The sequence below is a fragment of the Propionivibrio dicarboxylicus genome, from assembly GCF_900099695.1.
GTDB lineage: Bacteria > Pseudomonadota > Gammaproteobacteria > Burkholderiales > Rhodocyclaceae > Propionivibrio > Propionivibrio dicarboxylicus.
Genome location: NZ_FNCY01000011.1, coordinates 44902 through 68217 on the forward strand (window position 1 = coordinate 44902; position 23316 = coordinate 68217).

The 23316-nt window shown below is 59.6% G+C and carries 21 protein-coding genes and 3 pseudogenes; 10 read left to right on the top strand and 14 right to left on the bottom strand.

Annotated features, from left to right (window positions below):
- Positions 1-70 precede the first annotated feature (70 nt).
- Positions 71-1477: an aminotransferase-like domain-containing protein gene (locus BLR25_RS13235; protein WP_091938367.1), complete on the bottom strand. Its 1407-nt coding sequence runs from the start codon at positions 1475-1477 to the stop codon at positions 71-73.
- Between the two features lie 512 nt (positions 1478-1989).
- On the opposite strand from BLR25_RS13235, the gene BLR25_RS21290 reads away from it, so the two are divergent.
- Positions 1990-2166, top strand: a complete 177-nt coding sequence (locus BLR25_RS21290; protein ID WP_176785887.1) for a hypothetical protein — start codon at positions 1990-1992, stop codon at positions 2164-2166.
- A gap of 203 nt (positions 2167-2369) precedes the next feature.
- Here BLR25_RS21290 and BLR25_RS13240 read toward each other — a convergent pair whose 3' ends face one another.
- Positions 2370-2579 carry a hypothetical protein gene (locus BLR25_RS13240; RefSeq protein ID WP_143009851.1) on the bottom strand — a complete coding sequence of 70 codons (210 nt, stop codon included), beginning with the start codon at positions 2577-2579 and terminating at the stop codon, positions 2370-2372.
- Here BLR25_RS13240 and BLR25_RS13245 point away from each other — a divergent pair.
- The gene (locus BLR25_RS13245) at positions 2565-3782 is read left to right on the top strand and encodes a calcium-binding protein (protein ID WP_091938369.1); all 1218 of its coding nucleotides are present in this window, start codon (positions 2565-2567) and stop codon (positions 3780-3782) included. The two genes, BLR25_RS13240 and BLR25_RS13245, sit on opposite strands and share 15 nt — an antisense overlap.
- Before the next feature lie 293 nt (positions 3783-4075).
- Here BLR25_RS13245 and BLR25_RS21670 read toward each other — a convergent pair.
- The 5 genes and pseudogenes from BLR25_RS21670 to BLR25_RS21970 all read right to left on the bottom strand — a co-directional run.
- Positions 4076-4486: pseudogene (locus tag BLR25_RS21670) on the bottom strand (Tle-like phospholipase domain-containing protein); the annotation flags it as partial.
- Between the two features lie 17 nt (positions 4487-4503).
- A complete protein-coding gene (locus BLR25_RS13255; RefSeq protein WP_091938371.1) occupies positions 4504-5214 on the bottom strand; it encodes a hypothetical protein in 711 nt (236 codons plus the stop codon).
- A 339-nt stretch (positions 5215-5553) separates the two neighbouring features.
- Positions 5554-6273 carry a calcium-binding protein gene (locus BLR25_RS13260; RefSeq protein ID WP_091938372.1) on the bottom strand — a complete coding sequence of 240 codons (720 nt, stop codon included), beginning with the start codon at positions 6271-6273 and terminating at the stop codon, positions 5554-5556.
- A gap of 36 nt (positions 6274-6309) precedes the next feature.
- Complete coding sequence (locus BLR25_RS13265) at positions 6310-6654, bottom strand: hypothetical protein (protein WP_143009852.1); 345 nt, start codon at positions 6652-6654, stop codon at positions 6310-6312.
- Between the two features lie 242 nt (positions 6655-6896).
- Positions 6897-7013 (bottom strand): annotated as a pseudogene (locus tag BLR25_RS21970) (hypothetical protein); the annotation flags it as partial.
- 1095 nt (positions 7014-8108) lie between these two features.
- Here BLR25_RS21970 and BLR25_RS13270 point away from each other — a divergent pair.
- Complete coding sequence (locus BLR25_RS13270; protein WP_245715556.1) at positions 8109-8891, top strand: EAL domain-containing protein; 783 nt, start codon at positions 8109-8111, stop codon at positions 8889-8891.
- A 29-nt stretch (positions 8892-8920) separates the two neighbouring features.
- On the opposite strand, the gene BLR25_RS21975 is transcribed toward BLR25_RS13270, so the two are convergent.
- From BLR25_RS21975 to BLR25_RS13285, 4 genes and pseudogenes are all read right to left on the bottom strand, one after another.
- Positions 8921-9355, bottom strand: coding sequence for a CZB domain-containing protein (locus tag BLR25_RS21975; protein WP_425438694.1), 435 nt, complete (start codon positions 9353-9355; stop codon positions 8921-8923).
- Between the two features lie 6 nt (positions 9356-9361).
- Positions 9362-10033, bottom strand: a pseudogene (locus BLR25_RS21980) (methyl-accepting chemotaxis protein); the annotation flags it as partial.
- Positions 10034-10177: 144 nt separating this feature from the next.
- The gene (locus tag BLR25_RS13280; RefSeq protein ID WP_091938375.1) at positions 10178-12367 is read right to left on the bottom strand and encodes a PAS domain S-box protein; all 2190 of its coding nucleotides are present in this window, start codon (positions 12365-12367) and stop codon (positions 10178-10180) included.
- Positions 12368-12504: 137 nt separating this feature from the next.
- Positions 12505-14667 carry a diguanylate cyclase domain-containing protein gene (locus BLR25_RS13285; protein ID WP_091938376.1) on the bottom strand — a complete coding sequence of 721 codons (2163 nt, stop codon included), beginning with the start codon at positions 14665-14667 and terminating at the stop codon, positions 12505-12507.
- Positions 14668-14914: 247 nt separating this feature from the next.
- On the opposite strand from BLR25_RS13285, the gene BLR25_RS13290 reads away from it, so the two are divergent.
- From BLR25_RS13290 to BLR25_RS13300, 3 genes are all read left to right on the top strand, one after another.
- Positions 14915-15658 (top strand): alpha/beta hydrolase, encoded by a 744-nt coding sequence (locus tag BLR25_RS13290; protein WP_091938377.1) that lies wholly within the window; start codon positions 14915-14917, stop codon positions 15656-15658.
- Positions 15659-15771: 113 nt separating this feature from the next.
- Positions 15772-16182, top strand: a complete 411-nt coding sequence (locus BLR25_RS13295) for a hypothetical protein (protein WP_143009853.1) — start codon at positions 15772-15774, stop codon at positions 16180-16182.
- Positions 16183-16596: 414 nt separating this feature from the next.
- On the top strand, positions 16597-16929 hold the full coding sequence (locus BLR25_RS13300; protein WP_091938379.1) for a hypothetical protein: 333 nt from the start codon (positions 16597-16599) through the stop codon (positions 16927-16929).
- 117 nt (positions 16930-17046) lie between these two features.
- Here the strand turns inward: BLR25_RS13300 and BLR25_RS13305 are convergent, their stop codons facing one another.
- From BLR25_RS13305 to BLR25_RS13315, 3 genes are all read right to left on the bottom strand, one after another.
- Entirely contained in the window at positions 17047-17697 is a 651-nt protein-coding gene (locus BLR25_RS13305) for a YceH family protein (protein WP_091938380.1), read from the bottom strand.
- On the bottom strand, positions 17694-17897 hold the full coding sequence (locus tag BLR25_RS13310) for a hypothetical protein (protein WP_091938444.1): 204 nt from the start codon (positions 17895-17897) through the stop codon (positions 17694-17696). The genes BLR25_RS13305 and BLR25_RS13310 overlap by 4 nt, the downstream gene beginning before the upstream one ends.
- Positions 17898-17986: 89 nt before the next feature.
- Positions 17987-18700, bottom strand: coding sequence for a GntR family transcriptional regulator (locus BLR25_RS13315; RefSeq protein ID WP_091938381.1), 714 nt, complete (start codon positions 18698-18700; stop codon positions 17987-17989).
- 315 nt (positions 18701-19015) lie between these two features.
- Between BLR25_RS13315 and BLR25_RS13320 the strand changes: the two genes are divergently transcribed.
- The 4 genes from BLR25_RS13320 to BLR25_RS13335 all read left to right on the top strand — a co-directional run bounded on the left by BLR25_RS13320 (position 19016) and on the right by BLR25_RS13335 (position 23048).
- Positions 19016-20005: a TRAP transporter substrate-binding protein gene (locus BLR25_RS13320; protein WP_218122741.1), complete on the top strand. Its 990-nt coding sequence runs from the start codon at positions 19016-19018 to the stop codon at positions 20003-20005.
- 56 nt (positions 20006-20061) lie between these two features.
- Entirely contained in the window at positions 20062-20619 is a 558-nt protein-coding gene (locus tag BLR25_RS13325; protein WP_091938383.1) for a TRAP transporter small permease, read from the top strand.
- Complete coding sequence (locus BLR25_RS13330; RefSeq protein WP_091938384.1) at positions 20616-21899, top strand: TRAP transporter large permease; 1284 nt, start codon at positions 20616-20618, stop codon at positions 21897-21899. The genes BLR25_RS13325 and BLR25_RS13330 overlap by 4 nt, the downstream gene beginning before the upstream one ends.
- A 108-nt stretch (positions 21900-22007) precedes the next feature.
- Positions 22008-23048, top strand: a complete 1041-nt coding sequence (locus BLR25_RS13335; protein WP_091938385.1) for an L-idonate 5-dehydrogenase — start codon at positions 22008-22010, stop codon at positions 23046-23048.
- Positions 23049-23316: the final 268 nt, after the last annotated feature.

Sequence of the window (23316 nt, forward strand, 5' to 3'; positions counted from 1 at the left end):
AAATGGGCAAGCCGCACCCCTGCCACGCGCTGCGCGGCACTCTCGAAAAACGTCGGTTAAAACGGAAAAATTACGTCGGTATCAACTTCGCCAAACGCTGCAGGGCATCTTCAATCCTGTCGCTCCAAGGAAGTCCGCAGGCCAGTCTCAGGCAATTGGTATAACGCCCGCTCGCCGAGAACATCTCCCCGGGAACGAAGGTAATACCGGCTTCGACCGCCCGCCGGTGCAACAACATCACATTCACGTCTTCAGGCAAGGCAACCCAGAGGACGAAACCGCCCACCGGATCGGTAATACGTGTTTCTGCCGGAAAATGACGGACCACGGCATCCCGCGTTCTCGCCACCTGTTCGCCGAGACGCCGGCGCAGGGTGCGCACATGCGTTTCGAATCCGCGCGAATCGAGCAATTCGGCCAGTACACGCTGCGTCAGCGGATTGGTCTTGCCGCTGGTCAGCGCCTTTTGCAGCGAAATGTCGGTGAAGCGTTTGCCCGCGGCGACATAACCGACGCGCAAGGACGGGCTGACAATCTTGGAAAATGAGGAACAGAGGATGGTGTTGCCGCTCTTGTCGAAGGCATAGATCGGCCGCGGCCGCTCGGCGGTGAAACAGATGTCGCCGTAAATGTCGTCTTCGATAAGCGGCACGTTGCGCGACGACAGCAGGCGCGCAATCGCCTTCTTGTTCTCGTCGGGGATGATGCATCCCAACGGGTTATTGCCGTTGGCGATCAGGATACAGGCGGCGACTTCGCCGTTCTTCGTCGCCGCATCGAGGGCCTCGACCGACACGCCGGTTTCCGGGTTCGTCGGCAGCTCCAGGGCTTTCAGGCCCATCGCCTCGAGCATCTGCAGCATGACGTAATAGGTCGGCGACTCGACCGCGACCGTGTCGCCCGGCTGAGTGACTGCCTGCAGGCTCAGCTTGAGCGCCTCGGTACAGGAATTGGTGGCGATGATCTCGTCGAGCGATACGGCATAGCCGCAGTCGAGCGAGCGGCGAACGATCGATTTGGCGAAGGCGTTCTCGCTGTGGGCGCCGTCGCTCAGGCCCGCCAGCAGCTTCACGTGCTTCCGCGCCAGACTCGCGTAGAGACGCGCGAGGCGCGCCGTCGGCAGGAGTTCCGGCGCCGGCGATGCCGATCCGAACGGAACCGCATGCGGCATGCCGTTAGCACGCAGGATGCCGAGCATGCGGTGGGTGATGCCGACCTCGACCGGCTCCGGCACGAGGTCGCTGCTCTCGATTTCGAGCGGCCGCAGGTTTCTTTGCTTGACGTAATATCCCGACTGCGGCCGGGCTTCCACGAGGCCCCTGCTTTCGAGCACGCGCAGCGCCTGGATGACCGTCGACGCCGACAGCTTGCGCTGCTGGGCAAGCCGCCGCACCGAGGGCAAGCGATCGCCGGGACGAATCTGCCCCGCGCCGATCAGCGCCGTGAACTCTTGAGCAATACTCTCGTAGATATGCATGAGGGCATTATGGTTTCCGAAACTGTGCCGCACCACATACAGTTTGAGATTTTTTGTTGCAATACAGTTATAGCCGACTGTAATGGTACCTCCAGCGCATGCGTAACGCATCTGCCATGACGACGCACTGACCGCCGCCCCCCGGCGAAGCGTGGCGCATCCGTGCCAAAAACGCCTCGCGCCCGCGATCTGCGCCCGGGCGACAGCACCCCGACAGCAGGCGCCGCGATGCCACCGGAACAGCACCGGCACCGGATTGAGAAGGCACCGTGGCACATGGCACGCGAAATGCTAGTTCTCTCCCGTGATCATCGAGAAAGAAAGGAAAAACGCCATGTTCCCCACCAATCTGCTCGTCGAAATGGGTGCCACCTACATTTTTCCGTTCATCGAGGCTGCCGCCAGCTCTTACCTGGAGCGCCTTCAACGCACTAATACGGGAAATTAGGCACTAATCGGGTGCTCGCAGCGGTCGCTGCGCCACCTCCCTGTACGCATCCTGGAGAACGATCATGCATAAACGGATAGGCAATCTGCATTCCAGTCTCGAGCGATTTGTCGATGCCCTGCTCAAGTATCAAACCTCCGTCGTCGAGATCAATCGCGCCGCGCAGCGCCAACTCCGCGCCAACGATGACATGCGCAAAAATCTCAAAAGCATCGCCTCGGTATTTCGCGTCTCTCCCTAGATCCGCGGCGCCGCACCGGGCGGCATGAACACCGCCGCCCGCCGATTCTGGTCCGGATCAAAAGCAATGAACGGAGGCGTTCCTTGTATTCTGCATCAGCACAGTTTTGCGGCGGGGCGCACGGGGATTCGCGACCGACAAACCGACAGCCCCCGCGCCACCCCGTGCGCGCCCCCGAGGAAATGCGCGCCTGACACCGAGCGCTATGCCATCACGTTCGCCGCATAAATCGATGTCATACGCGCCTGGAAATCGCTCGTCGAAAGCGCCGTCCCGGCCGACGCCGGCGCCATCTGCGCCATTGCCGTGATCAAGCGCTCCGCCAGCGTGTCCGCTGCCTTCCAGCCCGCCGGTGACGGCGTGCCCGCGGCGACGACATCGGCGGCCGACAACATGCGATGGTCATTGGTCACGAAGCGCTCCACCTTGGCCGCCGGATCGCTGAAGAATCCGCGGATCGTCATCGTCGCGGCGCTGTCTGTCAGGCCCACCGCCAGATCGGCCGTCCCGTCCCGGCGCGAGAAGCAGACCTGGCCGATCGATGCATCGATGAACAGCGTGTCGCGATTATCGTCGACTTTTTTTACTACAACGGCTCATTTTATCCTTCTGGAATTGAATCGATCCGTTTTGCGGACGGAAGCGAATGGGGCCGTGCGGACATCATTGTCGCGATGCGGACGGCAACCGGTGGCGACGACATGTTGTACGGCGACGGAGCGGACGACATTCTTTCCGGCCTGGGCGGAAACGATACGCTGTATGGGTATGGCGGCAACGACACGCTGGACGGCGGGGCGGGGAACGATCTTCTCGACGGCGGCGACGGTAATGACACGTATCTCTTTGGTCGTGGCGACGGGCAGGATGTGATATCGAGCTGTGAATGGAATCCTTCGAAGCGGGATGAACTGAGGTTCAAGGCGGGCGTGACGGCGGCGGACGTGGCCGTGCGTCGTCAATGGAATGATCTGATTCTCCGTGTCGCCGAGACGTCCGATCAAGTGACGGTTAAAAACCACTTTTATTCCCGCGATGGAGGCTATCCATACCGTGTCGAGTCGATCCGCTTTTCTGACGGAAGCGCATGGGGGGGAGCCGACATCGAGGCGCGGATGATAATCGCCACGGAGGGCGATGATGCCTTGTCCGGCGATGACATGAGCAACGTTCTTTCCGGACTCGGCGGCAACGATACGCTCTATGGTTACGGCGGCGACGACACGCTCGATGGCGGTGTGGGGAACGACAGTCTGGAAGGCGGCTCCGGCAACGACACCTACCTCTTCGGTCGGGGGGACGGCCAGGACACGATCGGAGGGTGGGATCGGGATCCCAACAAGCAGGATGTGGTTCGCTTCAAGGAGGATGTGCGGCCGGAGGATGTGACGGCATCACGCACCTGGTGGGGCGCCCTGACGCTCGGCATCCGGGGGATGCCGGATCAATTGACGGTCCAGTACTATTTTGCCAACGGTAGTGATTTCAATCCTGGCGGCATCGAGGCGATCCGCTTTGCCGACGGAACAGCTTGGGATGCCGCGGCGATCAGCATGCGGCTATTGAAGGGCTCGGAGGATAGCCGAGTCGTCATCTCTTGGAAGGCCGGACTCTGAAGAAAGGCAGTGAGTAGCGCCTGCGAATGCAGATCGCCCGCCGCCGCGTCACCACCATGTATGATCGGGCTTTGCATACCCAGCGTCGAGAAAGCAGAGAACGGCGGCGTATGCAACAGTTCGCCGGTGACATATTGCCCTGTTACCTTGCCAACACGATCGTTGCCGCCAGCATATACGAGCAGTTCGGGCGCCAGTTCGTTCAGGCGTTCCGCGCAGTAGCCTTTGTCATTGAGATAGGCGATGACACCATCGCGCACACTCGTGCTGGCAGCATTGGCAAATGGTGCCTGGTCGAAGGTCACTGCCGCTCGGTCGAACATGACGCCCATCAACGCCGCAAGCCCACCACCGAGACTGTGACCGGTGAAACTGATAGTCGCGCCGGGATTGGCTTCTTTCACTACGAGGTAATACTGCGCGGCTTCGTACAACTGCATCGTGCCCAAGCCCGACGCCAGTGCCGCGTCGGCTGCTTTGTCTGCCAGCGATTTGTCGTAGGTGCCAGCAAAGGAGATGACGATTTCGGTGTCTTGCTGAAATGCAACCGCTTCAAAACCCGAGTTCCGATTACTCACGTGAGAATCCGGATTTTCGATCTTCATCCAGCCAAGCGGAGCCGGCAAACGGTTGTTCCCATCACGAGTATCGTAATAAGAAGTTCCTGCCATTAGTGCGCAATCAAGTTCAAATTGAGATGCCATGACTTTTCTCCGTAAAGTTAGTTTGCTTTAGCGTCCATCATCCGTTTTCCAATGGAATCCCCTGGTCCAACCCATGAGCCTTTATAGAAAATCCGTTCTTCGCACAGATCCTTAATCCGCTTCTCCGGAAGCGGCTCCCGCAAAATCGTTTTGAATTCAGGTTGTGGAATGTTGCTGTTGAGTTTTTTTATGAGTTCGGCCGAAACAGACGGCTGCGATGCAATCGTTTTCATTTCGGATTTGGTACTGATCACCAAATTGATTTCTTTGAACTCTGGCGGCAGGTCGTTCAAGGGGATGCGATGCCAGTCTTTGCCGTCGTGCTTGAAGATGACATAAGGCGGATTTGGCCGACCCCATTTGTTGTAGGACAAACACAGGTTCGGTTCGGTGATGACATAGGGCGTCCTGTCGATGATATGCAAGGCGAGTAGTTTGAAATTCGCCCGACCAATATCCTCGCTATATTCGCTCTTGAAGCTGAGTCTTTTCCCCAACCCTGGCATGCTGAAGCTCAGTTCCTGTGCCTTGATCGGCGCCGATTGCCCAAGTTCATGCCGGCCGCCGTAAGACTGAGAACGCAATACTGTGAGGCGCGTTCCGTCGTGGAGCAGAACCTCTTCTTCCCAGTAGTCGTTTCGATCCGAACAGGCACAAAGCCCTATCGCCACGACCACCATCAAGCCGATATTCCCGGCCAGTTTCTTCCAACGTCCTATGGAGTTCATGCCGTCTCCCGATGAGTTTTGTTGTTCGCCGATTGCTCGGCGCAGTGAAATTCACACCGCGCACCGAAACGCTCAATTGTGCGGAATAATTCGGCACGCCGTAACTGTCAGATTTGACAGTACGACTATTTTTTTCAATGGCTTGGGAACAATCTATAGCAGGAAGAGAAATGCGAAAAAAACACGTGTTTTTAGTGTTTTACAGCACAACAACTGCGCTTATGAAATATTTTTCGTGACTTATTTGGCAGATATTGCTAGATTAAGCATGCAACCATAACATTGTTAATTGACGACGCACTCACCGGCACTCCACACCCCCCTTAAAGCCACGCGTCGTCAATTTTTTTCAGCACTACGACTCCCCGCGACAGACGCAATCCATGCACAGATGCTGATAGCATCCGTCCCGTCGCTACGACCGAAGAGATAGGTGTCGTTGCCTGCGCCACCGTCCAGCAAATCGTTCCCTGCCCCGCCTTCGAGCGTGTCATCGCCCCCTTGGCCGTAGAGCCGGTCGTTGCCCGCTTCGCCTTGCAGCCCGTCGTTCCCGCCATTGCCCTCGATCTCGTCGTTACCGTCCCAGCCGGCGATCACGTCGTTGCATTCTCCGCCGATGAAGTTGTCATTGCCCCGCGTCGCGACCAACCCGCTCCGGGCCATATCGGCAACCGTGACGATGTCATCGCCCATGTCCCCCAACACGTCTTCGAACGCCTGCGTGTCGAGTTCGTTCAGCTTGTTGGTCTGGCTCAGGTTCTTGAGAAACTCGCCAAGCTGCGCCTTGCCTGCTGCCCGGTTCTCTTCCAGTTTCGCCGCCAGCAGCGGCAGCACCCCGCCAAGGTCGCCCTTGACGCTATGCGTCGTCTCGTCCCAATCGTAGCGGATCACATCGTAGAACTCGTTCAGCCACGTCTGTTGCATGAGTTGCGCCGTAATGCCGTTGGCGAATTTGTCGAAGGCAGCGAGCAGCACCGCTGCCGCCGGCCCGTGCGGGTTCGGATCTTTGGTGCCCCAGCACCACACGCCTTCGTAGCTTTCTCCCAGCAGCGCTTCCATCGCGTAGAGTTTTCGGGCATCGCCGATGACGTTGCCTTACATCCAGTTCGCCCGGCTCGCCGGGTCTTTGTCCGTCACCCTCGTCCAGGCGTAGATGATTTGCACCGTCAGTGCTTGCCGGGCGATCGGGTCGGCTTCCGCGCCAAATTGTTCGATCAGGTCTTTCAGCGCATGATTTCCGTCTCGCGCTTCCTGCGCCATGACTTGCCACAGGCTCCCGACATTGCCCATGCCGACGATGTTCGGCATCTCGCGGAGTTCGCTCGTCACGTCCAGCACTTCTTCTTTCCAGTGATCACCGCAGGCACAAAGCCCTATGGCCATCATCACCACCAAGTCGATATTTCCGGCCAGTCTCTTCCAACGTCCTATGGAGTTCATGCTGTCTCCCAATGGGTTTTGTCGTTCGCCGATTGCCCGACGCCAGTGAAATTCACACCGCGCACGGTAATGTCCAATTGTGCGGAATAATGCGGCGCTCCGGAACTGTTAGATTTGACAGTATGACTATTTTTATTCAATGACTTGGAGGAAATCTATGGCAGAGTGAAATACGACTAATAGACGTATTTATAATGATTTACAAAACAAAAACGCACATAAAGAAAATTTTTCGTGACTTATTAGGCAAACGTTGTTAGATTAAGCATACAGCCATGACACTGTTTTTTGACGACGCACTTACCTGCGCCGCCGTCTAGCAGGTCGTTTCCCGGTTCGCCTTCCAGCGTGTCGTCGCCGGCCTACCTGCACTCACCGATCACAGGCGCAATTTCGAGCCCGGCACGGAGGGCCAAGCCCCTGATCGATACCGATCGCGCGAATTCTTTACTTCAACCACCGCTCAGCGAACAGAGACTTCAATATCGCCGATGTCACACAACGGCAGTTGTTTCCGCCAACAGGCGTTACAGGCGCACGACCCAGCGGCAAAATGGCCACCCCACGATCAAGGCGAGAGTTCCGGCAGTGCCATCCCAATGTCGTGCAATGTTCGCTCCCCCTCCAGAGACGCTTCGAGGCTTGCCGACTGTGCTGCAACGCCAATTCTTTCCTGAAAGGGCTATGCTCGAATCACTCCGATTTCGAGCCGCACAGTAAAGAGAGGGATTCGGCCCACCAGAGCGGCGGGCGCAACCTGTCAGATTTGACAGTCAGACGAGTTGTATCAATAACTTGAGATCAAAACAGAATCTAAAAACTCACAAAAACATTATATTTTTTAGTGTGTTACCAAATAACCTCCATGAAATTTAGTCGTCAATAGTGTGACATATTTGGCAAACGAAATTTAATTATCAATCCAATATGGCGCCATTGACGACGCACTCAACGGCTTTCCCTCCCGCCACCCCCTGAAGCCGCGCGTCGTCAATTTTTTTTTACTGCATGGCGACAGAAACGTCATCCATTTTCTCCCTGGATATTTCCGCAGCATACCGCGTCCCCACGGGACGTTAACGATGCCAGCCCCATCCGTATCGTCGTATCGACGCAGCCCTTTGGCTCGCCATCGCCGCAACACTCGATCCGATCGTCATCGTCCCAGCAGGCGATCACATCGTTTGCGAAACGAGCATGCGATGCAGTCCTGATATCGGCACCGCTTCGCGACGAATGCGGGCATACGTCGAAGCAGTTGCGCAAGAACATCCAGTCGCTGTTCTGCCAGCGCCTACGACAATCAAGCAGGCCTATCTCGGCAGGACATAACAGAGCGGCGCGAGCGACAACGTCTGGCCGACTAGCGCGAATTGATGTAATTTCACAAAATCGACAGGCGCCCCGGGCGCAGCATCCGCCAAACCCTATGTGCATAACGGATTACATCACCCATGGATGAACACGGTATGACAACCCAGTTCAGCTCTCCTTTGTCACCGACCGGTTGCGACCGGTGCCGAAACCTTCAAGCGCTCGATTTCGATTTCACGATGGCCTTTCAGCCCATCATGAATCTTGAAACCAATACCCCATTTGCCTATGAGGCGCTGGTTCGGGGCTTGAATGGCGAGGGTGCGGCGACGATTCTGGCCAAGGTCAACGACAGCAACCGGTATCGGTTCGACCAGGCTTGCCGTGTCAAAGCCATCGAATTGGCCGCCGGCCTCGGTCTCCACGAATTGCCCGACTGTCATTTGAGCATCAATTTCCTGCCTAACGCCGTCTATCGGCCCGACACCTGCATCCGCTCCACCCTGGAGGCCTGCTCCACTTTCGGATTTCCATCAGAACGGCTCATGTTCGAGGTCGCCGAAGGCGAACATGTCAGCGACGCCTCACACCTGCTTGGCATATTCCGGGACTACAGCGCGCGCGGGTTCCTGACCGCGATCGACGATTTCGGCGCCGGTTATGCCGGCCTGAACCTGCTCGCCAGGTTCCAGCCACACATCCTCAAGATCGACATGGAACTAACCCGGGAGGTGCACCGGCACGAAGTGAAGCGGGCGATCGTCGAAGCCATCGTGCTCGTCTCCCGACGCCTGAATATCCGCGTCGTCGCTGAAGGCATCGAAACCGCACAGGAACGCGATGCCCTGGTAGACATGGGCATCTTGCTGCATCAGGGCTACCTCTACGCGCGACCGCACGTCGGGGCGCTCCCCCTGCGCTAATGGCGGAAGAGTCGCCGCGCGGCGGCGACTCAAACGGCAAGCATCCGCCTCGGACTTTGGGCGAGGATACGCTCCATGCCAGCCATGACGGTCAGATTGGCTTCTTCCATCCGGGTCAAGGCTGCCAGGGTGCCGGTGAAGTCGCCGTTGCGGTAACTCTCGACGGCCTGCCGGGCGGCGTCGTGCACCGCCTTGTGCGGCGTTTCCATTTCGCGGTACCCAGACAGACTGGAGTACTCCGCCCGACCTTCGCCTTCGTAATACCACCGGCCGAGCTTGCATTCCGTTTCGTCCGGCAAATCGCCCGGCCGCAGGTCGGAAAGACCGAGCAGTACCTTGTACACCTCGAGTTTCAGCGTCAACTCCTCGATATTGGCGAGTTCGGCATTGGCCAGTCGCGATGACGACGCAATGCTCTCCTGCATGAGTTGCGAGAGGCCGAGCAGGCGTTGCATGCTGCGCATGGCGGTCTCGCTCTCGGCGCCCTGGCTCGCGGCGCTGCCCGCACCAAGATCCATGATGGCCTTGGCCTGCCCGGTTTCCTGCTGAATTCCCGCCACCAGGCCACCGATTTCCGTCGTTGCCTTTGCCGTTCGCTCGGCGAGCTTGCGCACTTCGTCGGCCACCACGGCAAAACCGCGCCCCGCCTCGCCCGCCCGCGCCGCCTCGATGGCAGCATTGAGCGCCAGCAGGTTGGTCTGTTCGGCGATCTCCTTGATCAACTGAACGATGCCGCCGATCTCGCCGGCCCGCCGCGACAGATCCTCGACGCTGTCGCCGGCGGCGCTGATGCGCTCGTGCATGGCGTGCAGGTTGGCGGCGATTTTCTCGAAGGCCGAACGGTTGGCATCGGATTCGCTTGCCGCAGTCAGCGCCTTGCTCGCGTCCTCGCTCAACTGGCTGGAAAGTCCGGCAAACGAAAGGCGGATGCCGGACAAGGATTCGCCGAAACGCGGAATGTTGCCAAGCACGCCATCGAGCAAGGCCTGACGTTCCCGCAGCGTCTGCAGTTCTTCTTCCGAGCGGGCGAGACGCGCTTCGGCGTCCGCCAGTTGGGCCTGCCGCGCCGCCGACTGTGCCTGCAAAGCGGCATTCTCGACCAGGGCCGCCGCCAGCGCGCGTTTGGTTTTGCTTCCGAACATGGGAGTCCTCTTTGACTGGGAAATCAATTGTTGAGTATTTTACTCAACAATTGACCCAACCCCCATGATCTGCATCAAATAATTCGAGCCACCCCGCCTGCCTGGAAAAATGCCGCGACATCGCCGCCCGGACGGTGACCGGAATCAGGCTTCGCCCGCCTCCACTGCGCCGGCGGCATGAGCTTCCTTGAGCAACACGGCGGTGAACCAGAAGGTGCTGCCCTGCCCCAGGGCACTCGTCACACCGACGCTGCCGCCCATGAGTTCGGCGATTTTTCGGGTAATCGCCAATCCGAGCCCGGTGCCACCATATCTGCGCGTGGTCGAGTTGTCCGCCTGTTCGAACGCGCCGAACAGTTTGGGCAGAATCTCCGGAGCGATGCCGATGCCGCTATCCGCCACCTCGAACCGGAGTGTCACCGTCTCTTCCGTTCGCGCCTCTTCCTTGACACGCAGGGTCACGCGCCCCTGCTCGGTGAACTTGAGGGCATTGGCGGTGTAGTTGAGCAGCGCTTGCTGAAGCCGGGTGGCATCGCCCAGCAAGCGGTCGCCGGGCACGAGGGCCTCGATCGACAGTTCGATGCCTTTGCTCCTGGCATTCTGGGCGAGCATCGTCGCGACATTTTCGAGAATGCCAAGGACACTGACCGGCGCCAACTCGAGGACGAATTTTCCGGCTTCGATCTTGGACAGGTCGAGCACGGCATTGATGATCTCAAGCAGGTGCCGTCCGGCCGCTTCGATCTTGTCGAGCCGGTCGGTTTGCTGCGGTGTCAGCCCGGAACGGCGCAGCAGATGCGCCATCCCGGTGATGGCGTTGAGCGGCGTCCGGATTTCATGCGACATGTTCGCCAGGAACGCGCTCTTGGCGACGTTCGCCGCTTCGGCCGCATTCTTCGCCAAGGTCAGTTCATGGGTGCGCTGATCGACGAGTTCCTCGAGATTGCGACGATGCTGCCGCAATTCTTCCTGCGTCGATTTGATCTCGGTAATGTCGGTATGCGTACCGCACATGCGCATCGGCTTTCCGTCCGCATTCCGCTGCATGACCCTGGCCTGATCGAGAATCCAGAGGATGCTGCCGTCCTTGCACAGCATGCGGTATTCGAGCCGATGCATGCTCGCCCGCCCTTCGAGGACGGCATTGATCGAATCCCAGGCGCGAGCACGGTCGTCCGGGTAGATGAAGTCGGTCCACTGCTGCGCCGTGTGGCGGATTTCCTCGTGGCTGTAGCCCAGCATGGTCGCCCAGCGCTCGTTACGATAGACGCTGCCGGCGGCGATATCCCAGTCCCAGAAGCCGAGATCCGCGCCCTCAAGAACGAAACGCAATTGCTGCTCGCTGTTTTCCAGCGCGCGCTTGGCTGCCCGTTGCTGCGTGATGTCATAGCCGATACCGAGCACCCCGATCAACCGATCATCCTGGTCGCGCATCGGCATCTTGGTCGTCTGCAGCAACTCGCGATGGCCGTCGGAGGCAAAGCTGATTTCCTCTTCATTGACCGAAGGACCGTTCTTTTCCATGGCGGCACGGTCGTGGGCCCGGAAGAATTCGGCCAAGGTTTCATCGACGAAATCGAAATCGGTCTTGCCGACGATCTCCCACTCGGGCGCGCCGAAGAACTGCTCGAAGCGCCGGTTGCAGGCAAGATAGATGCCTTGAGCATCTTTGAGCCAGATGAGGTCGGGAAGCGCATCGATCAGCGTCCGCAGCATCGACCGTTCGCGCAAGGCGAGCGCTTGCGCCGCCTGCACGGCCCGCTGGTTTTGCAGACGCTGCGCCTGATCCTGGAAGAACAGGCACAACAACATGGTGGCCAACGGATAGAACAGCAGGAGCACCCACCACGCCTGCTCGATGAAGGGATAACCGGCCCGGTTGGGAAATTGCGTGAACGCCGCCAGTTGGAACAGTTGTTCCACCACCCCCAGGACGAGGAACTGGAAAGGAGACGGCGGCCTTGTCCCGCGCCGCCACCATTGTCTTGCCAGCACGCCGAGCAGGGCGGAAACCAGGATGATGACGATGCCGACGGGCGCACCGATGCCCCCCAGCTGATAGCGATAGATGGCGGCAATGCTCGCAGCAATGGCCGCCACGACGCCCCCGCCGACGACCCCGGCGACGGCGAGCACGATCGAGCGGCCATCGAAGATGAGCCCCGGCGCGAAATGCATCGGATTGAGCATGCCCAGCAAGGTCACCCCACCGAACAATAATCCGAGCATGACCTGGCGGTAGCGCGTCCGGTTGGGGAAGCGAGCGAGAACGATCTGACCGGCAGCCACAAGGGCGATCAGAAACGCGATGTTGTTGACCAGGCTGATAAGCATGCTTCTGTAATGAGAAGGAAGGCTCGGGGGAGGATCATTCTAGCACCACGGCCCGAAGTGCACGGACGCACGGACGCGCCATGGCAGCTCGCCGTCGCGTCGTCCCGGAGAATTTTCTCGCGGCGAACATGCCGCGTTCACTCGCGGAAAAACTGGTAGCCGTTGCGTCCTTCGTCCTTGGCCGCATACATGGCGGCATCAGCCTTTTTCAGGAGATCCTGCACCTCGTCGGCGCTATCGACGCGGCACACGGCAATACCGATGCTGGTGGTGATATTCAGCGTGTGGCACTCAATCTGTATGGGTGCATTGATTGCATTGATGATCTTCTCGGCAACCAGCGCCGCATCCTCCGGCGCCGCGATTTCGGCGAGCAATATGATGAATTCATCACCGCCGTGACGCGACACGGTATCGCCGGTACGCACGCAACGCGTCAGACGGGCGGACACTACCTTGAGCAAGGCGTCGCCGACGTCGTGTCCGAGCAGATCGTTGATGTTCTTGAAATAATCGAGATCGAGGAACATCACCGCCAGCGGAGTGTGGTGGCGCCTGGCCCGTGACAAGGCCTGCGTCAGGCGATCGAGGAGCATGCGCCGGTTGGGGAGATTGGTGAGCGAATCGAAATACGCCAGCGTACGGATTTTTTCTTCCATCGCCTTGTGCTCGGAGATGTCGATGGCAATGCCGCCAAGGATCGGCGCCTGCTCCGGCCGCTCGATCCGGAACTTGTGCGTCTGGTAGGTTCTCGTCACCCCGTCGGTCGTCGGCACCTGCTCTTCCACCACATGGTAGCCAACGTCGAGCGCATGCCGATCGTCGGCGATCATCCTTTCCGCAAGTTCCGATGGAAACAACTGGCGCGTCGACTTCCCCATCCAGTGACGCGCGCCGATGACGTCCGACATGTAGCGATTGGCATACAGCACGCTGCCGTCGCTTTCCTTGATGAAGACGGCTGCCGGCAGCGTGTCCATGAACAGATTGAAGCGCCCCTGGCTTTCGGCCAGCGCCTGCTCCATGATCTTGAGCTCGGTAATATTCCGCACCAGCATGCAACTGTACTCGACCCCCTGGTACTCGAAATAATTGGCTACGACCTCGGTCGGGCACGTCCGTCCGTCGCGAGTTCGCTGGGTCGATTCGAAGCGCAGGATCTTGTCCCGCTTCAAGGCCCGCCAATGCTTCTGCCATTGCTCGGCGACCAGCGCGGGATCGATATCGGCCATGCACAGGCGCAGCAGTTCGTCATGGGAATAGCCGAGCAGGCGCCCAGCCGTCTCGTTCACCTCGCAAACGCGCCCGTGCTGATTGACCCAGAAGATTTCCTCATCCGCCTGATCAAGGCCGAACTGACGAAAACGCAGGGCCTCTTCGAGATGCTTGCGCTCCGCCACCGCGGAAAGGGCGGTCACCGCATGGCTGATGTCGGACGACAAACGGTCGAGCAGATCGACGCTTTCGGTGTCGAAAGCGCGAATGTCGGCGCGATAGACTGTCAGCACGGCAATCGTCTTTCGATCGTTCCGGATCGGAAAGGACGCCGACGATCCGAAGCCATGCCGTTGGCCCAGGTCGCTCCACCGGCGCGTATTGGGGTTGCGCAAGAAGTCCTGATTGACGATGACCCTGCTCTCGGAAAAGGCCGTCGCCGCCTGGCCTCGCCCCTCGGCAACGTCGAATCGGGCATAGAACTCCGGATTGCGGAGGATCTCGATCCCGTCGCCAAACATGGCGATTGCGTCGAGTTGCTGCGACGCTTCGTTCGGCACCCCGATCCATGCCATTTTCATTCCACCCAACTCGACGGCAATCCTGCAGATCCCGCTGAAAAGGTCGGTATGGCTCTGCGTACGGGAAATCAGGCGATTCGCTTCGATTACGGCGGCGTAAAGCTTCTGGAGGCGGAGCAGGCGCATCTCGGCGGTCTTGAGCGCCGAAATATCGACGAGAATGCCGCTCCACAGAATCGCGCCGTCATCGAGGCGCTCGGGCATCGCCTGTCCACGCACCCACTTCATCGCGCCGCTGGGTGTGCTGATCCGGAATTCATGCACCCAGGGAAGCAAGGCATCCAAGGACAACTGCAGCGACCGCCACAACGCCGGGCCATCCGCCTTGACAACGCAGGCGAGCATGATCGAAGCATCGGCATAGACCGCTTCGGGCGCGAATTCGTAGAGTTCCCGGACGCCGTCGCTCAGATACGGGAAATTCCATTCACCGGTCGGCGCCATGCGAAACTGATAGACAACCCCCGGGACAGCCCGAATGAGTTTCTCGAGATATTGACTCATGCAATGACCCTGCGCTTTTTCGATTTGTTTTTACGGGCAGGACGGCAGCCTGCTCGCCATGCGTCGTTCCGGACCATTCTAGCCTTGCTTCCGAACCAATCCAAGGAGCATTATCCCGGATATGCTTCGGCCGATGTCATACCGTATTAGTATGCCCTCCGCGTCATTCGGAACAAACACGGCGCATTTCAACGCAACAGCACGCGCCAACCGACCGATCGAGTTGAGACAATTCAGGCAGTTCACCATGAAACCGGGACGAATCCTCATCATCCTGTCTGTGCTTCTGGCATTCCCGGCGCATGCGCAGGTCTTCGATGTCGCCTACGGCGACGAGCCGGTGACGCGGACGCTGCTGATTCCGGCCGAGTCGGCGAAAGCGCTCGTCTTGCTCTTTCCCGGCGGCGGCGGTGTCCTGAAGCTCTCCGACCAGGGGACGACGGCGAACATGCATACCTTCGTGCGCTCCAGAAACCTGTGGGCGCGCCACGGCATCGATGCCGTGCTGGTCGACACGCCTTATGACCTTGGAAACGAGCGGCTCGACCGGCGGCCGCGCCCCGATCATCAGGAGCGTATCCGGACGGTGGTCAACTTCTACAAGGACAAGACCGGCCTGCCGATCTGGCTTTTCGGACACAGCCGGGGCACGGTCAGCGTTACCCGGTTTGCCAGCCAGGGTCGCGACTGGACGCCCCTGATTGCCGGCATCATCGTCGCCGGCACTGTCCAGTCGGCATCGCTGGACACGAGCGTGACACTGCCGGTACTGGCGATCCACCACAAGCATGACAGTTGCCGGGTCACCCCCGCTAGCGCTTCGGAATCGATCGTCAGGAATCGCCCGCCGGGTGCCAGGGCCGAATTCGTCCTGATCGACGGCGGCCAGAGCTCTGGCGATGCCTGCATGTCCTTCGCCCACCACGGTTTCAACCAGAACGAGGACGAACTCGTCGACACCGCCGCCCGTTTCATCCTGGCAACACCGTAAATTGGGACGCGCTTCGCGGGCCGGTCATTTACAATCCAGGCGACGTCGGTGCCCGATGGCGCATGCGCCGTTATTTCCAGCAATCGTCCGATACACACCGGGATAAGTTCATCATGAATTCTGCAGCACCGCGCAAACGTAATTTCTGGATCTGGCTGATCATCATCTGGTCCTTCGGAAGCGGGGTCCTCAGCCTCTTTTCCTTTTTCGCCGTTGAGTTCGGCGCCATTCCGCTCAGCGACGCACAGCGGGCCTATTTCGACAATCTCGGCCTGCTCGACCACCTGGCCGGCGTTCTCAGCGCGGCCCTGAACCTGCTCGGCGCCATCACCCTTTTCAAACTGCGAAAACAGGCCGTGTATCTGTTTTTCTGCGCTTTTGGCATCAGCGTCCTGCTCACCGGCTGGCACGCGGTGACACGCGGCCTGAGCGGCGGCCTGGTCGAACTCGGCATCGGTCTGGGACTTCTCGGCGCCGTCTGCGTTTATGTGCAGAAACTGGCAAAAGAACAGTGCCTGTCATAAACAGCTTTGGCGTCGACATGCCGGATGGAAGTTTTTCCGGCCGGCATGACCGCCAGAACGTTGCCGATCGGCATGACTTATGGATACACCGATCTCTTCCTGTTAACGGCGAAGACATCAATGCAAGCCATTGCTTTAGTTATACAAGTACAACTTTTTCATGACATATGCAGATTCTCCGGCGCATCTCTGTCCGGATTTTTTTGCACAGCCCGCCCGTTTTTTTCCGAATCACCCAAAAAAACATGTCAACCGATCCATGCCGTAAACGTTAAGCGTGATAGAACTCCAACGAGTTCAGCACGACAGTTTTCGACGGACGTCGCCAACGTCGATTGATGCTGTAGGACTGCGGCCCGCCACGAAAACCGTTCAAAGGGAAACGTTTCTAACGTCTATATAGGGGTCCATACCATGCGCAAGTCCATTTTCGTTATCGTTGCCGCACTTGCTTCTTCGTTTGCTTTTGCCCAGGCGGGCGTACAAGCGACACCGGGAAGCGTTCAGGCCACCTCCGGAGGCGTGAACATTCAAGGTAACACCAACATCAACGCGAACGCCCAGAACGTCAACGCCGTTGCCGTCGGACAAGGCAACACGGCCAAGAACGCCGTCGGCGCGATCAAGGGCGGCACCAACATCAAGGGCAACACCAACATCAACGCCAGCGCCAAGAACGTCAATGCGGTCGCTGTCGGCAAGGGCAACACCGCGACGAACGACGTCGGCGCGATCGGCGGCAAGTAAGCGCCAAACAAGTATCAGCGGACCATTCAAAAGCCCGGGGCAGGTAACTGCACCGGGCTTTTGTCTTTCCGGGAGCGGCGACGCGACCGCGAAGCGGCGCCGGTCTTCAGGCCGTGCTCAGTTCAGCCCGTGCCGCGCCAGCAGCGCCTTGAGTTCGGCCACGTCCGCCTCGAGCTGCTCGACCCGCTGCACCAGCGGATTCGCCGCTATCGACTCAGCCGCCGCCTCGTCCGGCGCAGCGGCGCTATCGACGTCGATGTCGCCATAAAAGACATGGGCGTAGCGCGACTCGCGCTTGCCGGGTTCGCGCGGCAGACGGACGACGAAGGGACCATCTTCTCGCCGGGCCAGCCGCTCCAGGACGGCTTCGGCTTCCATGACATCCCTGAATGGACAGAGTCGACTGGCGTGGGTGCGCAGCTCTCCCGGCGTCTGCGGCCCGCGCAGCAGCAGTTCGCAGACGATGCCAAGCTCCTGCGGATTGAATTTCAGCTGGCCGTATTCCGAGTTGCAGAAGCGATGCCGATACTTGGGTACGCGGCTACCGTAACCGCCCGCCTCGCTGATCAGCCGTTTCTTGACCAACTGGTCGAGGACTTCCTGGACCTTCGTCTCGCCGAGTTCAAGCACCGGATCGCGGTTGCTTTTCTGGTTGCAGGCATTGGTCAGGGCATTCAGCGACAGCGGATATTGTTCCGGCGTCGTGATTTCCTTCTCGATCAGTGCGCCGATGACGCGCGCTTCGTGCGGAGTAAGTTCGATGTTCATGCGGGCTTGTACTTCTTGAAAACGGTCCGGGCATCCTCGTGGGCGCGGTCGAGCGTGCAGATCTGCGGCGTGTCGTCATGCCCGCTGAAGAACCCGTCCTCCTGCGCCCGCATCACCATCGCGATGGCGACCTCGTCGGCAACGTCATATTTCTCGGTAATCAGCGTGGTGACTTCGTCGAGGAAGCCTTCGTATGTCATGTGCTTGGCCATGGCTTTCTTTCCTGTGAATGTTCCGGCTGCTCCGACCGCCAGGCGCAAACGCGAGCACAGACGGAACAGCGCTCAGTTTAATCGATGAAGATGCCCGGATACTTTTCTGCCATGATCGGGAGCGAGCGATAGATCTCGCTCATGTGGTGCAGCATGTTTTTCTCGGCGAGATCGGCATCCCCCGCCTCGATCGCATCGACGATCGCCTCGTGCTCCGCCACCAGCGTCGCAATCGGCGTGGCATGGTCGTAGGTCAGGAAGCGCACCCGGTTAAGCTGTGACTTGACCTTTTCCGTCACCTCCCAGGCGAAATCGCGCTTGGCATTTTGCGCGAGCAGGTAGTGCAATTCCTCGTCGAGTTCCAGGAAGGTCCGGCTGTCGCCGGTCTTCACCTTCTTCTGACTGGCGATATTTTTTCTCAATTTCTTGATCAGGGCGGCCGAGCGGGTCTTCGTCACCTCGCGGACGATCGCCAACTCGATCACCTCGCGCACGAAACAGGCATCCAGAACCTCGCGCACCGAGATCTTGCGGATGAAGGTGCCGCGATTGGGTCGGACCTCGATGAGCTTCTCCTGCCCGAGCAGGATGAAGGCTTCGCGAACGGGTTGCCGGCTGATGGCAAAACGCTTGCTGATTTCGACTTCGGAAATCGCCTGCCCCGGTGCCAACTCCCCGGTAATGATGGCGGCCCGCAGCGCGTCGTGAATGATCGCGCTCGTGGTGCCGCCCTCCCGATGCAAGCGTTCCGAAAGATCGGCAACCGCTGAATTAATTGTTGTTGGGGTCATTTGCGTCGATCCGGACTCGCGATGTTCAAACTATAAAAGAAAACCAAATCCTGTTGACAACTCATTAACGACTATACCACCATACCGGTATAGCGGTATGGTGGCTTGCGCGGTCAATCACAATAACAACACCAGACCGGCCCAATGAGGCCGGCCCGGTTGCCCGCCCAGGCGCAATCAGTCAGCAGCGCAACAGCGCAATCAGGGAAAGGGGGAAACGCCAGACAAACCGAAACACCGAAGCATTTGTTGCCAAGGGATCGTCACGCGCTTTGCCAGCCGGACGATCGATGTCGTTATTCGAGGAGAATTCAAGTGAAAAAGCACGTCGTCAATTTGATCGCTGTGGCACTGGGTAGCCTGGCGATCAGCACCGTCAATGCAGAAACCATCACCATCAAGGTGGCCAATTACTTTGCCGCCGAACACCCCCAGAACGTCGCGCTCAAGGAAAAATTCAAGCCGCTGATCGAACAGAAGTCGCAGGGCGCGCTGAAGGTCGACATTTTCGAGAACAACAAGCTCGGCGGCGAACAGCAGTTCTACACCGGCGTGCGCAACGGCACGATCGACGTCGGCCTGCCCGGCATGATCATGCAGGGCGACGTCCCGAAGATGGGCATCCCCGAGTGGCCTTTCCTGCTGCGTGACTTCAAGCACGCCAAGGCCGTCCTGCTCGGACCGATCGGCAAGGAAATGGCCGAAAGCCTCGAACAGACGCACGGCGTGCATGTCCTCGCCTGGAGCGTGAACGGCTTCCGCATGTTCTCGACCAGCCGCCAGGTCGCCAACATGCAGGACTTCAAGGGACTGCGCATGCGCATGCCGAACTCGCCGGTCTTCGTCAAGCTCGGCCAGGCACTCGGCTGCAACGTCTCGCCGATGCCGCTCTCGGAAGTGTTCACGGCGATGGAACAGAAGGTCGTCGACGGCCAGGAAAACCCGATCGCGGTCGTCCGCTCCTCGGGCTTCTATGAAGTCCAGACCAACATCCTGGAAACGCGTCACGCCTTCAGCCCGAACGTGCTGATCGTCAGCAAGAAGCTCTGGGCGAAGCTGAGCGCCGAGCAGAAGAAGATCGTCGAGGACGCCGCCAAGGCCTATGCCGATTACGAGTGGCAGCTCTCCGAGAACGGCTATGAAGACGACAAGAAATTCCTGATGGAAAAGAAGATGAAGTTCATCACGCCTGACGCGAATTTCCGTCAGCAGATGGAAGCCGCCGTCCAGCCGATCTACGAGGAGTACTACGCCAAGTACCCGTGGGCCAAGGACATGGTTGCCAAGATCAAGGCCACCAAGTAACGCGACTCCGAGCCGCATGCTCCCGACGGGGCATGCGGTTTCTCTAAGGTGAAAACATGCGAAATATCGGGAATGCGATCACTCGATCGCTGAGTTATCTCATTGCTTTGTTCCTGGCGCTGATGGCGATCTTTGTGTTCGGCAACGTCATCCTGCGCTACTTCTTTCATTCCGGATGGACATGGGCAGAGGAAATGTCCCGCATCCTCTTCATCTGGCTGATCTTCCTCGGCTCGATTCTCGCCTTCAAGGACAACGAACATCTCGGCGTCGATACGCTGGTCGTCAAGTTGTCGCCCCGGGGCCGCAAGATTCTCTACGTCATCAATTGCTTCGTCATCCTCGGCACCATGGCGCTGACGCTGCACGGCAGCTGGTACCTGACGCTGCTCAACGTCGACCAATCGACCCCGGCCATCGGCATCCCCTACGCCTACGTCTATTCGTCCGGCGTCGTCGTCAGCATCGGCATGGGATTCATCGTCGCCATGAACCTCTACATGCTGCTCTCCGGAAAGCTCAACGAAAATGATCTGGTCATGACCACCGATTCGGAAGAGAAGGTCGCCGAAATCGAGGAGATCGCCCAGAGAACCGCAGGAGAAAAGCAATGACAATCACCGTTTTTCTGGTATCGCTCTGCGGCGCGATGGCGATGGGGATTCCGGTCGCCATTTCCCTGCTCATCTGCGGTATCGCGCTGATGTTCTACCTCGGCCAGTTCGACACGCAGATTCTGGCGTCGAACCTGATGGACGGCGCCGACAACTTCCCGCTGATGGCCATTCCGTTCTTCATCCTCGCCGGCGAGCTGATGAATGCGGGCGGCATCTCGAAGCGCATCATCAACTTCGCCATGTCCCTGGTCGGACACATCCGCGGCGGCTTCGGCTATGTCGCGATCATCGCCAGCGTCATCTTCTCGGGCCTGTCCGGCTCGGCGGTGGCAGATACGGCGGCACTCGGCGCCATCCTCATCCCGATGATGGCCTCGGCCGGCTATAACAAGCCGCGCTCGGGTGCGCTGATCGCCTCGGCCGGCATCATCGCGCCGATCATGCCGCTGAGCGTGCCGATGATCGTCTTCGGCGTGACCGCCGGGGTTTCGATTCCGAAGCTGTTCATGTCGGGGATCTTTCCCGGTTTCCTGCTGGCGGTCTTCCTCGCCGTCGCCTGGGCATGGATGGTCCGCAAGGACGACTTCAAGGTCGAGCCGCGCCGCACGCTGAGCGAAACGCTGGTGGCCGCACGCGGCGCCGCCTGGGCCTTCGTCCTGCCGTTCGTCATCATCTTCGGCTTGCGCGGCGGCGTCTTCACCCCGACCGAAGCGGCATCGATCGCCGCCTGGTACGCGCTCTTCGTCGGCATGTTCGTCTATCGCGAACTGACGCCGAAGACGCTGGTGAAGGTGCTGATCTCCTCGGCCAAGACGACCAGCGTCATCATGCTGCTGGCGGCATCGGCGATGGTCTCGTCATGGCTGATCACGGTCGCCAACATTCCCGACCAGATCGTCGACCTGCTGCGCCCGCTGATGGGCAACAAGATCCTGCTGATGCTGGCGATCAACCTGATCGTGTTGATGGTCGGGACGGCGATGGACGTCATGCCGACGATCCTGATCCTGACGCCGGTGCTGATGCCGATCGTCAAGATGGCGGGCATCGACCCGATCTATTTCGGCTTCATGTTCGTCTTCAACAACTGCATCGGCTTGCTGACGCCGCCCGTGGGAACGGTGCTCAACGTCGCCGCCGGGGTGGGCAAGATATCGATGGAAGACATCATCAAGTCGGTCATGCCGTTCATGTGGATCGAGATCGGCCTGCTCCTGCTGCTGACGGTCTTCCCCGACCTCGTCATCGTCCCCCTGAACTTCTTCACGCATCGTTAAGTCTCATGTCGGACGCGGCCGGCATGCGTGCCGGTCGCGGATTCTCCGCCGGGCAGTACGCCGGCAAATAGGCAACCAGGCAAATTCGCCGGATTGGAAATAGCACGAATGGAAACGAAAGCTTGTGTCTTGTACGCGCAGGAAGACGTGCGCGTTGAAAGCTGGCCGGTCGGCGACGTCGGCCCGAACCAGGTCCTGGTGCGCATCGGCGCCGGCGGCGTCTGCGGCTCCGATATTCATTATTACTGGGACGGCGGCATCGGCACGATCCGCGTCAGCGAACCGATCGTCATGGGCCACGAGGTCGCCGGCACCGTCGAAAGCGTCGGCGCGAAGGTGACCAAGGTCCGCCCCGGCGACCGCATCGCCGTCAGCCCGAGCCGCCCCTGCGGCCACTGCAAGTTCTGCCTGGCCGGCGAGCAGCAGCACTGCCTGGAGATGCAGTTCTTCGGCAGCGCCATGCGCAAACCGCACACGCACGGCGGATTCCGCCAGTTGCTGGTGGCCGAGGAACATCAATGCGAACCGGTCGGCGACAAGGTCTCCCTTGGCGAGGCCGCCTGCGCCGAACCGCTCTCGATCGGCCTGCACGCCATCAACCAGGCCGGCAGCCTGATCGGCAAGCGCGTTCTCGTCACCGGCGCCGGTCCGATCGGCGCCCTGCTGATCGGCGCGGTGCGCGTTGCCGGCGCCGCCGAGATCGTCGCCATGGATATCTCCGAAGCGCCGCTCAAGGCCGCCCTGGCCATGGGCGCCAACGTCGCCATCAACGGCGCCAACGAGCCGGACCGACTCGCCGGCGATTACTCGGCCGACAAGGGCTACTTCGACGTCGCCTTCGAGTGCACCGGCGTCGGCGCGGTACTGAAGCAGGCCTTCCCGGTCGTCCGGCCGCGTGGCACGGTGGTGCAGGTCGGCGTCACCGGTAGCGCCGATATCCCGATCAATGCGCTGGTCGGCAAGGAAATCCGCCTCGTCGGCACGCACCGCTTCAACAACGAATACGCGCACGCCGCACAGCTGATCCGCGAAGGGCGGATCGACGTCAAGCCGACCATCACCGCGACGCTGCCGATGGAACGCGTCAAGGAGGCCTTCGAAATCGCGCGCGACCGCAAGACGCAGATGAAAGTGCAACTCGCCTTCTGACCTTCCCGGGTTGCCGATCTTCCGGCAACCATCGCAGAAGACGACACCGGGCCGCTCCCCACGGAGCCGCCCGGTTTTTTTTTCGTGCGCCCCCGCCCCCGCTGCCCCGCCAACCTGTCGAAATTTCTAACGAATATGTCAAAAAAATCGCGATTGTCCTTGCCGGGTCCGCTCCCTAGAATTTCTGCCTGAGTTGCCGGAACGCCGGCCCGAGCGCGCGCGCCCGATCGTGCCGCGTCGCGGCAAGCGAGGCGTTTTTGGGGGTCGG